This window comes from Luteimicrobium sp. DT211, from assembly GCF_049844995.1.
Lineage (GTDB): Bacteria > Actinomycetota > Actinomycetes > Actinomycetales > Cellulomonadaceae > Luteimicrobium.
This window is the reverse complement of the sequence record NZ_JBNCMC010000004.1, coordinates 211,108-227,395: the sequence shown is the minus strand read 5'-3', so window position 1 is coordinate 227,395 and position 16,288 is coordinate 211,108. Positions and strand designations below refer to the sequence as shown.

Genomic DNA, 16,288 nt, shown 5'->3' with positions numbered 1-16,288 from the left:
TGAACACGGGCGAGTCTGGCGCTCACTACCGAAGCATGTCAACCCACTTCACTCTGTTACGATCACGAACGATCACACAGGAACATCGATGTTCGAGGGGGCCAGGTGTCGGCACACACCACATCACCGGGGCGCGCGGCCACGGCCGGAGGGTCGTTCGCGGGGCCCCTGGCGACGCGGTGGGGAACCGACCGCGCGCGCCTCCGCGAGGCGCTGCGCGACCCCGCTCGGGCGCTCGCCGTGCCGCCCGCCACCGACCGCACCGCGTGGACCGAGCGCGCCCTGGACGCCGTGACCCTCGACCGGGTCGAAGCGCTCGGCGCCGCGACCGCCGGCACGCCGTGGCCGCAGCCGCTCGCCCGCGACTACGCGCGCTACCACCGCGACGGCGACCGCGTCACGTACGAGGCTGCCGTCTTCGCGCGTGCGGAGCGGCTCACCGTCGCGACCGTGCTCGCGGCCCGCACCCTCGACGACGCGTGGCTCGACGAGGTCGCCGACGGCGTGGTCCTCCTCTGCGAGCAGAGCACCTGGTGCTGGCCGGCCCACGACGACACCCGCGCCCGGCACGGGTCCGTCCTGCCGACGGTCACGGACCCCTACCTCGACCTCGGCGCGGGCGAGGTCGTCGGGCAGCTCGCCTGGATCGACCACCTGCTCGGCGAGGCCCTCGACGCGCGCGTCCCTGGCCTGCGCGCGAGGATCCGGCACGAGAGCCGGGTCCGCGTGCTCGACCCGTTCGTCGGGCGCCGGGACTGGCACTGGCTCGGGCTCGACGGCGACGTCCACAACTGGAACCCATGGATCCACGGCAACGTCCTGGTCGCGGCGCTCCGGCTCGTCGACGACCCCGACGAGCGGGCGACGATCGTCGGCCTCGTCGTCGAGGGGCTCGACCGCTACGTCGCCTCGCTGCCCGACGACGGCGCGATCGACGAGGGCTTCCACTACTGGTGGAACGGCGCCTGCCGGGCGCTCGAGGCGCTCGAGGCGCTCGCGCACGCGACCGACGGCGCCCTGGACGCGCGCGACCTCCCCTGCCTGCGCGAGACCGTCGCGTTCCCGCACCGAATGCACCTCGGCGGCGACTGGTTCGTCAACCACGCGGACGGCCCCGCACGGATCAGCGACGAGCTGCCCTGGCGCGAGCTCCACCGCGCCGCGGCGCGCGTGAGCGACGGCGACGCCCGCGCGCTCGCCGCGTCCCGCCGCCGGTCGGGCGCTCCTGTCACGGCGCCCGCGCACGGGCTCGGCCGCGTCCTCCGGGCCCTCACTGACCCGGCGTGGCGCGACGCCGCGGCCTCGGAGCCGCCGCTCCCCCGCGACGTGTGGCTCGGCTCGACCCAGGTCCTCGTGGCCCGCCGGCGCGCCGGCAGCGCGGCCGGCCTGACGCTCGTCGCCAAGGGCGGGCACAACGGCGAGCACCACAACCACGACGACGTCGGCTCGTTCGTCGTCGCCGTCGACGGCGTCCCCGCCGTCGTGGACGCGGGCCGTCCGACGTACACGGCCCAGACCTTCGGGCCCGACCGCTACCTGATCCGTGCCATGCAGAGCTCGTGGCACAACGTGCCCGAGGTGCGGGGCACCCCGCAGGCGACGGGTGCGGAGCACGCGGCCCGCGACGTGGTCGCCACGCTCGACGACGCCGCCGCGCTCGCGCTCGACCTCGCGGACTGCTACCCGGGCGCCGGCCTGCGGACCTGGCGGCGGACGGCTCGCCTCGACCGGTCGGTCGGCCGCGTGACCGTCAACGACACGTGGGAGCTCGAGCCGCGGGACGCCGAGGCCCCCACGGAGCTGCACCTGCTGTGCGCCGGCGACGTCACGACGACGCCCGGCACGGCGACCGTCCGGCCGGGGCCCGGTGGCGCTACGGTCGTCCTCAGATGGCCACCTGACCTGGCGGTACGCGTCGACGAGTGGACGCTCGACGACCCCTGGCTGAGCGAGTCGTGGGGCGACCGGCTGACCCGGCTCGCCATCGACGTGTCCCACGTGCGCAGCACCGACGTGACCATCGTGATCGAGGAGGCCACCCAGCCATGACCGACTCCCGCGCCCCGCTGCCCGTGACCCGGCGCCACCAGGTCCTCGAGGAGCTCCAGCGCCACGGCACCGTGCGCGTCTCCGACCTCACGGACGTGCTCGGCGTCTCCGCTATCACGATCCGTCGGGACATCGCGCAGCTCGCCGACGAGGGGCTCGTCGAGCGCGTGCACGGCGGCGCCAGCCTCCTGCAGCGAGGCGCGGCCGCCGACGACGAGGAGCAGCCCACCCCGGCGGCGAACCGCCTGCTCCCGTCGGGCATGCGCCTCGGCATCCTCGTCCCGTCCCTGGACTACTACTGGCCGGAGGTCGTGCAGGGCGCCCAGGAGGCGGCATCGGACCTCGACATGACCGTGATCCTCCGGGGCTCGTCCTACGAGGCCGCCGACGAGCGCCCGCAGCTGCGGCGGCTCGTCGAGCGGCAGGGCGTCGACGCGCTCGTGATCGCACCGCGCGCCGACGTGCCGGCGGCTGCCGCGACGGCCGAGTGGCTGCACGAGACGGGGCTGCCCACGGTGCTCGTCGAGCGCACGGCCACCTACGGGCCGTACCACGCGGCCATGGAGTCCGTCGTGACCGACCACGCGCTCGGGGCCGGCATGGCCGTGCGTCACCTCGCGGACCTCGGCCACGAGCGCATCGGCGTCGTCGTCGCCCGCCAGAGCCCCACCGCGCCGCACGTGCACCGCGGCTGGCTCGAGGCCATGTCCGAGTCGGGCCTGGACGTGACGTCCACCGTCGACGCCGCCGTCCCCGACTCGCGCGCCGCCGCGTGGGACGCCGAGCTCGACGCCATCCTCGACCGCTGCCTGGAGACCCGGACCACCGCGCTGCTCGTGCACGCCGACCCCGAGGCGATGGCGCTCGTCCAGCGCTGGGAGGACCGCGGCCTCACCGTCCCTGGCGACCTGTCCGTCGTCGCCTACGACGACGAGGCGGCGGGCCTGTTCAGCCCGCCCCTGACGGCGGTGCGCCCGCCTCGTCGGTCGATCGGGCGGGCGGCCGTCGAGCTCGCGGCGGCCCGGCTCGCCGACCCGGACCGGCCCGCCCACCGGGTCGTGATCAGCCCGTCCCTGCGCGTCAGGAAGTCGACCGCCGCACCGGCGTCGGCCTGACCGCACGCCCTCCGCAGCTGAACGACGGAGGGGCACCGCGGACCTTGTGGTCCGCGGTGCCCCTCCTCCGTCGAGCCGTGCGCTCAGGCGCCCGCGTCCCGCCCGAGCCGGACGACGGTCCACGACACGGGCGGCAGCTCGCCCTCCACGCGCCCGTCGGCGACCTTGAGCGACGTGTTCGCCACGGGGCCGACCGAGGAGTCGTCCTCGACGGTCGCGCGCCAGTGGACGTCGGGGTTGGCGAGGGTCAGCGCCTCGGTGACCGACCCGACGGCGAACGCCCGCGCGTCGATCTCGAGGTGCACGGGGGCGTCGACGGACCGGTTGACGACGAACAGGACGATCTCGCCCGTCTCCGGGTCGTGCGTGGCGACGGTGTCGACCACGGGCACGTCGCCGAACTTCGCCGTCGGCGTCGTGGGCGAGCCGACGACGGCCCGCAGCACCTCGCCCTTCGCGTGCGCGGCGGTGAGCGCGAACGGGTGGAAGATCGTCTGCTTCCACGCGGGGCCGCCGGGCTCCGTCATGATCGGCGCGATCACGTTGACGAGCTGCGCGAGCGACGCGGCGTGCACGCGGTCGGTGTGCCGCAGCAGCGAGATCAGCAGGCTACCCACGACCACGGCGTCGGCGACGTCGTACCGGTCCTCGAGCAGGACGGGCGCGACGGGCCAGTCGTCGCCCTTCGGCGGCGCGGACGGCTCGGCGTTCTGGTACCAGACGTTCCACTCGTCGAACGAGATGTGGATCCTCTTCTCGTGCTTGCCGGCGGCCCGGACCTGGTCCGCAGTCGCCGACACGGCGTCGACGAAGTGGTCCATGTCCACGGACGACGCGAGGAACGACGCGAGGTCGCCGTTCTCCTCCCAGTAGTACGCGTGCGCCGACACGTAGTCGACGTGCTCGTACGTCTCGGTGAGGACGGTGCGCTCCCACTCGCCGAACGTCGGCATCCCGGAACCCGACGAGCCGCAGACGACGAGCTCGAGGTCGGGGTCCATCATCCGCATGGCGCGCGCGGTCTCGGCGGCCAGCCGCCCATACTCGTGCGCCGTCTTGTGGCCGATCTGCCACGGGCCGTCCATCTCGTTCCCGAGGCACCACATCTTCACGCGGTACGGGTCCTCGGCGCCGTTGGCGCGGCGCTGGTCCGACCAGGACGACCCGCCGGGGACGTTGCAGTACTCGAGCAGGTCGAGCGCCTCCTGCACCCCGCGCGTCCCGAGGTTCACGGCCATCATCGGCTCGACGCCGGCCGCACGTGCCCACCGCATGAACTCGTCGACGCCCACGGTGTTGGGGTCGCTCGAGTGCCAAGCGAGGTCGAGCCGCGTGGGGCGCTGCTCGACCGGCCCGATGCCGTCCTCCCAGCGGTAGCCCGAGACGAAGTTCCCGCCGGGATATCGCACGGTCGTGACCCCGAGCTCGCGGGTGAGCCCCAGGACGTCGCCGCGGAAGCCGTCGGCGTCGGCGGTGGGGTGCCCGGGCTCGTGGATCCCGGTGTAGACGCAGCGGCCGAGGTGCTCGACGAACGAGCCGAACGTCCGCGGGCGGACGGGCCCGACGACGAACGCGGGGTCGAGCGTGACGGTGGCGTGGTGCATGGGTGTGTCTCCGGAAGGTGGTGCTGCGTGGGAGCAGGGTTCGGGGTGCGGCGCGCGCTACTTGACGCTGCCGAGGGCGAGGCCGCTCTGCCAGTACCGCTGGAGCGCGAGGAACGCGACGACGAGCGGGATGATCGACAGGAGCGCGCCGGTCACGATGAGGTTCCAGGCCTGCTCGTTCCCGGCGCCGGCCATGGACAGGGACTGCCAGTTGCCGAGGCCGACCGTGACGGGCAGGAGCTTCGGGCTGCGCAGCATCGCGAGCGGGAGGAAGAAGTTGTTCCACGTCGCGACGGTCGACAGCAGCAGGACCGTGACGACGGCGGGGCGCAGGAGCGGCAGGGCGATCCGGAAGAAGGTCCGCAGCTCGCCGGCGCCGTCGACGCGCGCGGCGTCGATGGTCTCCTGCGGGAGGGCGTCCTGCGCGTACACGCGGATGAGGTAGACGCCGATGGGGCTGAGCAGCGAGGGCAGGATGATGGCCCACATCGTGTCGACCAGGTTGAGGTCGGACAGGAGCACGAACGTCGGGATGACGAGCGCCGTCCCGGGGATCATGAGCGACCCCAGCAGGACCGAGAAGAGGAACCGGCGGCCCCGGAAGCGGTACTGCGCGAACCCGTACCCGGCGAGCAGCGAGATCACGGTGGCCCCGACCCCGCCGGCGACGGCGTAGATGACGGAGTTGCGGAACCACGTCCAGTAGATGCCGCCGTCGTGCGAGAACAGGCCCTTGACGTTGTCGACGAAGTGGAAGTCGCTGTTGAACCACAGCGGGCCGCCGGACCCGGTGAACAGGCCGCTGTTCGACTTGGTCGACGCGACGATCAGCCACCACAGGGGGATGAGGAAGTAGAGCGCGAACACGATCAGAAGGAGGTGCGAGCCGGGACGCACGCGCTGGGTGAAGCTGCGCCGACCCTTCCGCGCGTCGCGCGTCCCGGGCCGGGCGACCGCCGCGGGGAGAGTGCTGACTGCCATCACTTCAGTCCGTTCTGCTTGCGGGTGAGGAAGAGGAACAGGTACGACCCGATGAAGACGACGATGCCCAGCGCGAAGGCGATCGCCGACGCGTAGTTGAACTGGTTGTAGGAGAAGGCCAGCGCGTAGGCGTACATGTTCGGGGTGTACGACGCCGAGATCGCCCCCTGCGCGACGCCGCGCAAGATCGTGGGCTCGGTGAAGAACTGGAGGGTGCCGATCAGGCAGAAGATCGTGATCATCACGAGCGACGACACGACCATGGGCACCTTGATCCGCAGCGCGGTCTGCCAGGGCGTCGCCCCGTCGATCGTCGCGGCCTCGTAGAGGGCGGGGTCGACCGCGCGGAGCGCCGAGTAGATGATCACCATGTAGTAGCCGACCCACTGCCACGTCACGACGTTCACCAGGCTGGCGAAGATCAGGTTCGACGACAGGAAGTCGGGGGCCGTCAGGCCGAACAGCCCGAAGAGGTCCTGCGCGGGCCCGAACTGCGGGCTGTACAGGAAGCCCCACATGAGGGCGCCGATCATGGCCGGCACGGCGTACGGCACGAAGATCGCGAGCCGCGAGACCCGCGCGACGCGCGACGCCAACGTGTCGAGGACGAGCGCGAGGAGCAGCGCGATCCCGATCTGGATCGGCACCATCACGATCACGAACGCCAGGACCCGGAGGAGCCCGTGGAGGAACTCGGGGTCGGTGAACGCCTTGGTGTAGTTGTCCAGCCCGACGAACAGGGTCTTGCCCCCGGTCGCGAGCCCCTTGTTGTGCAGGCTCATCCAGAACGCGTAGACGAGCGGGACGAACAGGAAGAGGACGAAGACGATCAGGAAGGGGGCGACGAAGAGCCAGCCCCAGCGCTGTCGGCGCAGGTCCATCAGGTTGGCCTTGGGCCTTGTCGAGGTGCGCTGCCGCGTCTCGGCGCGCGAGCTCATGGTCACGGTCATGGTGATCTCCTGTCGGGGCCAGGGGCCCGCGGGCGTCCGCCCGCGGGCCCCCGCGCACTACTGCGAGACGGTGTAGCCCTGGCCCTGGGCGTACTTGACGATCTTGTCCTGGAGGGCGCTCAGGGTGTCGGCCGCCGACTGCTTCTTCGTGACCATGTCGTGGAAGGCCTGCGTCTGCTGGTCGTAGACGTAGGTCTGGAACGGGCTGAACTGGAAGCCCTTGTACCCGGCGGCGGCCGGGACGAAGACGTCCTTGTTGATCTGCTGGTCGTTGAAGAAGGGGTACTTCTTGTCCGTGAAGGACGCGGCGTTCAGCACCTGGTTGAACTGCGGGAAGAGGGCAGCCTTGTCGATGCCGATCTTCCACGCCTCGTCCGTGCTGAACAGGCCCATCGCGACCTCGGTGGCGGCCTTCTTGTCCTTGGCCTGGCTGGTCACCGAGAAGCTCGAGCCGCCGATGTTGACCTGGACCGGGTTGGCCGCGTCCCACTGGGGCAGCGGCACGGCCTGCCACTGGGCGTCCTTGTCGGCCCCGGACATGCCCTGCAGGTAGCCGGGCAGCCACGCGGCGGCGACGACGGACGCGTACGTGCCGTCGACGAGGTGCGTGTTGTAGTCGGTCGTCGACGCGTTCTCGTGTCCGACCAGCCCCTTGCCGAGGAGCTGGTTCCAGTAGTCGAGGACCTTGTTCGTCTCGGTCGTGTTCAGCGCGACGCCGACCTTGGTGGGGTCGCCCGCGTCGTAGGTGAACGTCGTCGCGCCGGCCTGCGACCACAGCGCGTACATGCCCGAGTTCGTGTTCGGCGCGAAGTCCGTGATGTAGCCCTTGTAGCCCGCGTCCTTGAGCTGCTGCGCGGCCGTGGCGTACTCGTCCCACGTGGTGGGGACCTTCACCTTGTACTTGTCGAAGATGTCCTTGCGGACCAGCAGGCCGACCGGGCCGCCGTCGACGGGGATCGCGTAGATGCCGTCGCCGCTGGTGACGTCGGACCACGAGCCTTCGGTGTACTTGGACTTGAGGTCCTGCGTGGCGCCGGACTGCGACATGTCGGCGAGGCCCTTGAGGGTCTCGAAGGTCGGCAGCATCTCGTTCTCGAGCATGATGACGTCCGGGGCGCCCTTGCCCGCCTGGATGGCCGTCGAGAACTTGTTGTACTCGTCGCCGCCCTGGCCGGCGTTGGTCCAGCAGACCTGCACGTCGTCGTGGGTGGTGTTGAACTGGTCGACGACGCCCTGGAACCCCGGGTACCAGGCCCAGACGGTGACCTTGGTGGCGTCCGGCTTCTTGATCTTGTTGGTGCACGAGGCCTTGGCGTTGCCGCCGCCCGAGCCGCCGGTCGACGTGTCGTCCGAGCCGCCGCCGCCCGACGAGCAGGCCGCGAGGCCGAGGCCGACGACCGCCGCGACGGCCGCGACGCCCCATCGGCGGGTGCGCGTGGTGGTGTTCATGTCTCCTCCTTGAGAGTCAGGCCGGGTGGCCTGGTCCGGCGGCCTGGCAGAGCCGCCGTTCCAACGTTGGAATGTGAGCGTTCACGTGAGCCCGGAAGTTCGGTCCGGGGCCACGAGACGTGCGACCGGGCGTGCGCCCGGCCGGGTTGGTCACGGCGGGGAGCCGACGTCTCCCTCGCCGCCGGGCTGCACCCCGACGACGCGTTCGCCGCCTCCCTCGGGCACGTCCCCCGTCGACTCGCGCCCGATGATGGACGAGTCCGGGACGACCCGCTTGAACGGGACCGGTGTCCCGTTCCCGTCCGACTCGATTCGCGCCAGCACGAGGTCGACCGCCGTCGCGGCGATCTGCTCGCGCCCCGGCGCGACCGAGGTGATGGTGGGCACCGAGTACCGGACGTCGTCGACGTCGTCGAACCCGACGAGCGCGACGTCGCCCGGCACGTCGATCCGGCGCGCGTGCAGCGCGTGGAGCGCGCCGAGCGCCATGGCGTCGTTGAGGGCGAACACCGCGTCGATCTCGACACCCGAGTCCAAGAGGGCACCCATGGTGTCGGAGCCGGTCTTGCGGTGCCACGGCCCCGCCTCGCCGACGAGCGCCGGGTCGAGCGGGAGGCCCGCGTCCGCGAGCGCCTGCTCGTACCCGCGCATGCGCAGGCCGGCGGAGCCGACGACCTCGCCGGGGTGCGCCCCGACGACGGCGATCCGGCGCCGGCCCAGCTCGATGAGGTGCTGCGTCGCCGCGCGGGCCGCCTCGACGTTGTTCATGGTGACGTGGTCGGCTGGGGCGCCGAAGACGCGCTCGCCCAGCACGACGAGCGGGAACGGCACGTCGAACAGCGCGATGTCGTCCTGGCCGAGCTCGAGCGGGGAGAAGATCAGCCCGTCGGTGACGCGCTGCTGACGCCCGCGCAGGACGTCGATCTCCCGCTGCCGCGAGGCGCTGGTCTGCTCGATGAGGACGGTGTAGCCGCGGGCGTCGGCGGCCTGGATCACGAGGTCCGCGAGCTCGGCGAAGTACGCGAGCGAGAGCTCCGGGACGGCCAGCGTGATCATGCCCGTGCGCCGCGTGCGCAGGTTGCGGGCCGTGATGTTGACCCGGTAGCCGAGCTCGTCGATGGCCTGCTGGACCCGCTCGCGCGTCTCGGCACGGATGTGCGGGTACCGGTTGACGACGTTGGAGACGGTCTTGACGGAGACGCCGGCGCGGGCCGCCACGTCGTGCATGGTCACGGGCATCGTGGTCGCTCCTTCGCGCTCGGTGTACCGGGTTCGTCCCCGGCCGTGACGGTCGTTCGTGTGCCCGGCGCCGCGCTGCGGGGTCTCCGCGACGGTGCCGTGGCCGGAACGCTACATCGATGTAGACATCGATGTAAAGTGCCGTGTCAACAACGTTGTAAACGACCCAGTCAGGCGTGGTGCGGCGCGCCGCGCAGCTGAGGAGAGGAACCGATGACGCACTCCCCCGCCCGTGTCACGCTGCACCCCGACTTCCGCGTCGGCACGGTCGACCGCCGGCTGTTCGGCTCGTTCGTCGAGCACCTGGGCCGCGCCGTCTACACCGGCATCCACGAGCCCGGGCACCCGACCGCAGACGAGCACGGCTTCCGCCGCGACGTCGCCGACCTCACCCACGAGCTGGGCGTCTCGATGCTGCGCTACCCGGGCGGGAACTTCGTCTCGAACTACCGCTGGGAGGACGGCGTCGGGCCGGTCGAGGACCGCAAGCCGTTCCTCGACCTGGCGTGGCGCACGGTCGAGCCCAACCTCGTGGGCACCGACGAGTTCCTGCAGTGGGCCGAGCGCGAGGGCATCGAGCCGATGATGGCCGTCAACCTCGGCACGCGGGGTGTCGAGGCCGCGGCCGCGCTCGTCGAGTACTGCAACGGCGACGCCGGCACCCGCTGGGCGGACCTGCGCATCGCGAACGGGCGCGCCGAGCCCTACGGCGTCCGCCTGTGGTGCCTCGGCAACGAGATGGACGGCCCGTGGCAGATCGGGCACAAGGACGCGCACGAGTACGGCAAGCTCGCCGCCGAGGCCGGCAAGGCCATGAAGCTCGTCGACCCGAGCATCGAGCTCGTCGTCTGCGGGTCGTCGTCCATGCAGATGGACACGTTCGGCGCGTGGGAGCAGACCGTCCTCTCGTACACGTACGACCTCGTCGACCACGTCTCGATGCACGCCTACTACGAGGAGCTCGACGGCGACCGGGCGAGCTTCCTCGGCTCCGGGACCGGCATGGACCGGTTCATCCGGCGCGTCGTCGCGTCCGCCGACGCCGTCGGCGCGCAGCGACGCTCCGACAAGCGGATCACCATCAGCTTCGACGAGTGGAACGTCTGGTACCTCGAGTCCCGGTTCCCCGGGGAGGCGAACCTCCCGATCCAGCGCGACGCCCCGCGCATCATCGAGGACGTGTACTCGGCGCTCGACGCCGTCGTCGTCGGCGACCTCCTCGTGACGCTGCTCAACCACGCCGACCGCGTCCCGGTGGCGTGCCTGGCCCAGCTCGTCAACGTGATCGCGCCGATCATGACCGAGCCCGGCGGCGAGGCGTGGAGGCAGCCCACGTTCCACCCCTTCGCGACGACGGCGCGCCTCGCGCAGGGCGACGCGCTCGACCTGCGGGTGGACGCGCCGTCGTACGCAACGAGTCGGCACGGCGAGGTCCCCGCGGTGACCGCCGCCGCCACGCACGACGCCGAGACCGGGGCCCTCGCGCTCTTCCTCACCAACCGCAGCGACCGGGTGGTCGAGGTGGAGCTCGCCCACGCCGGCGCCATCGTGTCCGTGGAGCAGGGCCGCCAGATGGTCGCCGACCACGAGCCCGCCGTCGCCGGCGCGGAGCACGCCGCGAAGGTGACGCAGGCCTGCTGGTCCGCGGTCGACGTCGCGCACGCAGTGAACCCGGGCACCCGCACGACGACGATCCGGCTCGCCCCCGAGTCGTGGACCGCGTTCGAGGGACGGCTCGCCCGCGCCTGACCCGCGCCGACGGGTGACGCGCCCCGGAGCGCATCACCCGCCGGCGGCCGGGCTCAGTGCTTCCGGACCGTGAGCCTCGCGACCTCGCTCGTCACGGCGGCGTGCGGGTTGCTGACGAGCGCCCGCACCCGCAGCCCGTCCTGCGCAACCTTCACGTGCTGGAGCCGCAGCGTCGACCCACCGCGCTCCGCCCGCGCCGCGGGCGAGCCGGGCGCCCCCTGCCAGGTCGTGCCGCCGTCGGACGACACCTGCCAGGTCACGACGGGCGCCGGGGTGCCCGCGACGCCGACCGCGAAGGTCACGGTGCCGCCCACCCGGGCGGACGCGTCCGCGGGCTGCCGGGTGAGGGAGGCGGGCACGGCGGTCTGGTCGACCGTCGGCCAGCCGTCCTTCCAGCTCAGCTTCTGCAGGCCGAGCGTCGGCAGGTACGGCGACGCCGCGTTGCCGGCGTCGTAGTAGTGGTACGCCAGGACGTCGCCGAAGACGGACTGCCCGCCGGGGCCGACCTCCGAGCCGTTCTTGTCGAGGACCGTCGTGCCGCCGCCGTCGAGCATGGACCTTCCGGCCTCGTCGACGTACGGCCCGGCGACGTTCTTCGAGCGCCCGACGACCACGTGGTACGTGCTGTTCGCTGCCTGGCAGCACGAGTCGAACGAGGCGAACAGGTAGAAGTAGCCGCCGTGCCTCACGATCTGCGAGCCCTCGACGGCGTTCGGCGGGGACATCCGGTCGACGAGGTGCACGGACTTCTCCGCCCAGCCGTGGACCGGCTTGCCGCTCGGCCACTCGATCGGCACCAGGAACAGGCCCGACCAGAACGACCCGATCGACAGGTAAGGCTTGCCGTGGTCCTCGACGACGCTCGGGTCGATCGCGTTGAACTGGAGGCCGTCGGGCGTGATGGGCGTCGGCGACTCGACGACGGGGCCCTGGTCGACCCACTTGTAGTGCGGGTCCTTCGGGTCGAGCGTCGTGTTCGTCGCGAGGGCCGTGACCGACGTGTTCGAGCCGAACGTCGACGCCGAGTAGTACAGGTAGTAGGTCCCGTCGTGCTCGTAGATCGCGGGCGCCCACAGGTTGTCGGGCAGCGTGCCGCCGTCGGCGCCGAACTTCTCGTCGATCCACGACGGGATGCGGTCCCAGACCGTGCCCTCGGACTCCCACGTGACGCCGCCGTCGTGCGACGCGCGGATCAGGATCGTGCCGCCCTTCTCGCGGTTCACGAGCCCGGTCGAGAACGTGTACCAGGTGCCGTCGTGGTCGACGAACAGGGCGGGGTCGTGGACGGGCGCGACGTCGCCGTGGACCGAGAGCCCGCCGGTCGGGAGCTTCGCGGTGGCGGCGACGTCGGCCGCCTGGGCGCTGCGCGTGTCGCTGCGGTCCTGCGCGACGGCGGGGTCCGTGCGCCACGGTGCCGTCGCGAGCGCGACACCGCTCGCGACGACGGCGACCGCGGCCGCTCCTGCGACGAGTGCGCGTCGTCTGCGGTGCTTGCGGGGGTGCTGGTCCGTGCTCATGGCCACTCCTCTACATCGTTGTAAATCGGGAGCCGCGACAGCCCGCCCGAATCGGGCGGGCGGCAGCGGTGTGACGATGGTCGATGTTAGCGCTCACATGGCGGGTGTCAAGGATGCGCTGGCCCGCCGGCGGCGTCCCGGCGCGGACCGGAGAGGCCGGCCGCCCCCGTGGGAGCGGCCGGCCCGTGCCCGTCAGCCGAGCTTCTTCCACGGGCCGTTCGCGACCCCCGGCTTCTCGTTCCGGGTCCACCACTGCGCCCGGTACGTCACGCCGTCGAAGACCGCCGTGTCACCGCTGTCGAAGATCCGCGACGGCGTCCACACGGCGGTGCCCTCCGGGGCGGTCGCGACCTCCTGCCACGGCCCGTTCACGTCACCCGGCTTCTGCTTCTGCGTCCACCACGACGCCAGCCAGACCGCCCCGCCGAACGCAACCCGGTCGCCGGCCAGATAGACCGAACCGGCGTCCCAGCGGGGCGCCTTGGGGGCGTTGTCGACGGTGACCTTCCGCGTCACCGTGGTCTTGTGGCCCGCGTCGTCCGTCGCCGTCGCGAGCAGCGTGTGCACACCGTCCGCGACCGTCGTGGTGTCCCACGCGAACGTCTGCGCACCCGCCTTCGGCTTCCACGCGTACGACAGACCCGCCGAGTCCACCCGCAGGTTGTACGCCTTGAGACCCTGACCGGCCAGGTCCACCGTCACGGCGACCTTCCCGGACACCGTCGCCCCGTCCTTCGGCGTCACGAACGCGAGCTCGGGAGAGGTGCTCTCCTCCGTCTCCGCGGCGACGACCTGCCACTCCCTGATCCCGGTCGAGCCCCCGCCGTCCGCCGCACCCCAGGAGTCGGCCACGACGCGCAGCGCCGTCGTCGTGACCGGCGCGAACGCGGTCGTGGCGAAGCCGTCGCTGTCCCGCCCGTAGGTGCTCCCGTCGGCGAGGACGACGTCGTGCCAGGTCGTCCCGTCGGGGTCGAGGTACTGGAGGGTCCACGTCTTCGGCGGGATCATGCCGCCACCTGCGTCGTCCGGCGAGTCGCGGTACCACCAGACCCCCGTCCGGTCGACGGTGACGGCGAACGGCCAGGTGAGCGTCGCGGTCTGGCGTCCGACCTGGGGCCAGGTGCCCCACGACGTCCCGACCTTCGCGGCGTCGTTCTCGAACAGGCCGTTGGTCCCGTCGTTGAGGCCGCCGGCGTTCTCCCAGCTCGACGTGAACGACGCGCTCGCCGTGGCGTAGCCCGCGACGTCGCCGGTCAGGTGCACGTCGTCGCCGAGGGGGACGACGGCGCTCCCGGTGGCCGCGTTGCCGGCCTTGTCGCTGACCCGGTACGCGACGGTGTGCGGGAGCGCGTCGGGGACGCCGATCGCCTTCCCGAGCGTTCCGTCCGACCACGGGCCCTTGCCGTCGAGCTGGTAGCGGAGCGATGCGACGCCGGACAGCGCGTCGGTCGCGTCGACCGTCACGGTGCGGGCGTCCGCGTCGACGTGCGCGGTCGCGACCGGCTTCGTGGTGTCGACCTTGACGGTCCGCGACACCTCGTCCGACACGTTGCCCGACGCGTCCTCGGCCTTGCCGACGACCGTCGTCGTGCCCTCGGCGCTCACGGTGACGTCGAGGTGGCGGGCGTCGTCGACGGTCTTCCACGCGCCGTCGCCGACCTTTGCGGAGACCCTCGTCAGGTAGTCGGTGTCGTCGTCCGCGCTCACCCGGACGGTCACCGCGGACGAGAACCATCCGTCCGCGCCGGCCGTCCCGCTCGGAGCCAGGGACACGGTGGGGGCGGTGCCGTCCGCGGGCGGCGTGGGCGGGGCGTCGTCGGTGACGTCGACCGTGGCCTCGAGGTACCCGGACGCGTCACCGAGGACGCGGCCCTGGACCTGGAACGTGCCCTCCTGCGCGTAGTCCGCCGCGTCGACGGGCCGCCAGGTGACGGGTGCCCAGAGCAGCTGCCCGTCGACGACGGTCCGAACCGCGGGCGGGAGGTCAGGCGCGGTACCGGGCTTCGTCGTGACCGCGACAGGTGCGACCGACGACGGCGCGTCCGCGTAGACCTCCCACTCGGATACGGACACCGAGTGGACGTACGCGCCCTCGGGCTGGCCCGCGAACGTGGCGCGCAGCGCCGTCGTCGTCACCGGTGTGAAGGTCACGGTCTGCCAGGTGTCGGTCCCGGTCGGGTAGGTCGCGTCCTGCACCGGCTTCCAGTCACCGCCGGCGTCGAGGTACTCGAGCGTCCACGAGGCCGGCGGACGGATCCAGTTGGAGTCCCGGTGGAACTCGATCCCCACCGAGCCGGTCCTGACCGGGGCGTCCCACTGGTACGACAGCCAGTCCTTCTCGACGGTGCTCGTGGTCGACCGGTAGTTCCCCCACTGGTCGGGCGGCAGGAGCGCGGTCGTCGCGCGGAAGCCGTCGTTGACGGCGGTCGTCCGCATGGGCGGCTGCTCCGTGTACGACGCCGTCACCTGTGCGTCGGGTGCGACGTTCGTCGTGAGCCGGTAGGCCGGGTCGTCGGCGAGAGTCTGCTTCACCGGGAGGATCTTCGTGCCGTCCCACTGCGCCTCGTCGATCGCGACGGAACGCCGGAAATGTCCCCCGTCCTCGGCATCCTTGGTGTGGTACGTCAGGTACCACTGTCCCTTGAACTCGATCATCGAGGGGTGAACGGTCGTCGCCGACGTCCCGGACAGGATGATCCCCTGATACGTCCACGGGCCTGTCGGGCTCGTGGCGGTCGCGTACGCGATGCACGCCTGGTAGTTCGACGGCGTGCAGTCGCTCCCGCCGCGCTTCCAGTCGTAGAGCAGGTAGTACAGCTCGCCCTTCTTGAAGACCCACGGCGCCTCGTAGAAGTCGCTGAGGCCGGAGACGGTCCGGATCGCCGGGTCGGCGAGCGTCGTCATGCCCGGGTCGAGCTCGACCATCCGGGCCACGCCCCACGAGCCCCAGTACAGGTAGACCTTGCCGTCGTCGTCCCGGAAGATCGTCGGGTCGATGAGCTCCTGGCCGTCCGTGCTGGTGCCGAAGACGTCCTTCCAGGTGAGCAGCGGCTTGCCGATCGCGTCCTTCCACGGGCCGACGGGCGTGTCCGAGACCGCGACGCCGAACGCCATCCGGCTCGGCTGCGACGCGTCCTTGGTCTCGATCGGGACGTACCAGTAGTACTTCCCGTCCGTGCCGGCTGCGACCTGCCCCGCGTAGGCGGCATTGCCGTCGGCCCAGGCGAACGTCGTCGCGGGGTCGAGGTCGTCCTCGTAGACGTCCCAGCGGCCGCTCGCGACGTCGTCGGTCGCCATGACGGTGTAGTCGTGCATGACGAACGTCCCGGTCTGCGGGCCGGCCTCGTCGTGGCCGGCGTAGACGTAGAGGCGGCCGTCGTCGCCGACGAGCGTGGCGGCGTCGGCGGTGTAGAGCGAGCCGTCCTTGATGATCGGGTTGCCGGGCGAGGTGATCGTGCGTGTAGGCGAGGGCGGCGTCGGGTCATCGGCGGCCGGGACGACCGTCGCGGCGGTGGCCGGCGGGACCGCCCCGAGCAGCGCGGTGGCAGCGAGCGCCGCGCCGACGGCGAGGGCGACCGGTGCGCGTCGGCGACGCGCGTGCGAACCAGATCTCACGAGAGCTCCTGTGTCCTCGG

General features: G+C 71.9%; 10 protein-coding genes. 3 read left to right on the top strand and 7 right to left on the bottom strand.

Translation table 11 applies throughout. From position 1 onward, the window contains the following. Nucleotides 1–105: 105 nt before the first annotated feature. Together ACLQ14_RS12020 and ACLQ14_RS12015 are read left to right on the top strand one after the other, a co-directional pair. The gene (locus tag ACLQ14_RS12020; protein ID WP_425813253.1) at nt 106–2,049 is read left to right on the top strand and encodes a heparinase II/III domain-containing protein; all 1,944 of its coding nucleotides are present in this window, start codon (nt 106–108) and stop codon (nt 2,047–2,049) included. Then, nucleotides 2,046–3,164, top strand: a complete 1,119-nt coding sequence (locus ACLQ14_RS12015; protein ID WP_425813251.1) for a substrate-binding domain-containing protein — start codon at nt 2,046–2,048, stop codon at nt 3,162–3,164. The genes ACLQ14_RS12020 and ACLQ14_RS12015 overlap by 4 nt, the downstream gene beginning before the upstream one ends. 83 nt (nt 3,165–3,247) lie before the next feature. Here the strand turns inward: ACLQ14_RS12015 and ACLQ14_RS12010 are convergent, their stop codons facing one another. The 5 genes from ACLQ14_RS12010 to ACLQ14_RS11990 form a co-directional block, all read right to left on the bottom strand. Further along, complete coding sequence (locus tag ACLQ14_RS12010) at nt 3,248–4,768, bottom strand: alpha-N-arabinofuranosidase (RefSeq protein ID WP_425813249.1); 1,521 nt, start codon at nt 4,766–4,768, stop codon at nt 3,248–3,250. Nucleotides 4,769–4,825: 57 nt separating this feature from the next. Beyond that, nucleotides 4,826–5,749, bottom strand: a complete 924-nt coding sequence (locus ACLQ14_RS12005) for a carbohydrate ABC transporter permease (protein WP_425813247.1) — start codon at nt 5,747–5,749, stop codon at nt 4,826–4,828. Next, nucleotides 5,749–6,699 carry a carbohydrate ABC transporter permease gene (locus ACLQ14_RS12000; RefSeq protein ID WP_425813245.1) on the bottom strand — a complete coding sequence of 317 codons (951 nt, stop codon included), beginning with the start codon at nt 6,697–6,699 and terminating at the stop codon, nt 5,749–5,751. Before ACLQ14_RS12000 ends, ACLQ14_RS12005 begins: the two co-directional genes overlap by 1 nt. Nucleotides 6,700–6,756: 57 nt before the next feature. After that, nucleotides 6,757–8,148 carry an ABC transporter substrate-binding protein gene (locus ACLQ14_RS11995; RefSeq protein WP_425813243.1) on the bottom strand — a complete coding sequence of 464 codons (1,392 nt, stop codon included), beginning with the start codon at nt 8,146–8,148 and terminating at the stop codon, nt 6,757–6,759. A gap of 150 nt (nt 8,149–8,298) precedes the next feature. Beyond that, the gene (locus ACLQ14_RS11990; RefSeq protein ID WP_425813242.1) at nt 8,299–9,387 is read right to left on the bottom strand and encodes a LacI family DNA-binding transcriptional regulator; all 1,089 of its coding nucleotides are present in this window, start codon (nt 9,385–9,387) and stop codon (nt 8,299–8,301) included. A 213-nt stretch (nt 9,388–9,600) separates the two neighbouring features. Here ACLQ14_RS11990 and ACLQ14_RS11985 point away from each other — a divergent pair, with 213 nt between their 5' ends. After that, complete coding sequence (locus ACLQ14_RS11985) at nt 9,601–11,136, top strand: alpha-N-arabinofuranosidase (RefSeq protein WP_425813241.1); 1,536 nt, start codon at nt 9,601–9,603, stop codon at nt 11,134–11,136. Nucleotides 11,137–11,189: 53 nt separating this feature from the next. On the opposite strand, the gene ACLQ14_RS11980 is transcribed toward ACLQ14_RS11985, so the two are convergent. Continuing rightward, a complete protein-coding gene (locus ACLQ14_RS11980; RefSeq protein ID WP_425813239.1) occupies nt 11,190–12,653 on the bottom strand; it encodes a glycoside hydrolase family 43 protein in 1,464 nt (487 codons plus the stop codon). 192 nt (nt 12,654–12,845) lie between these two features. Further along, the gene (locus ACLQ14_RS11975) at nt 12,846–16,268 is read right to left on the bottom strand and encodes a family 43 glycosylhydrolase (protein ID WP_425813237.1); all 3,423 of its coding nucleotides are present in this window, start codon (nt 16,266–16,268) and stop codon (nt 12,846–12,848) included. Nucleotides 16,269–16,288: the final 20 nt, after the last annotated feature.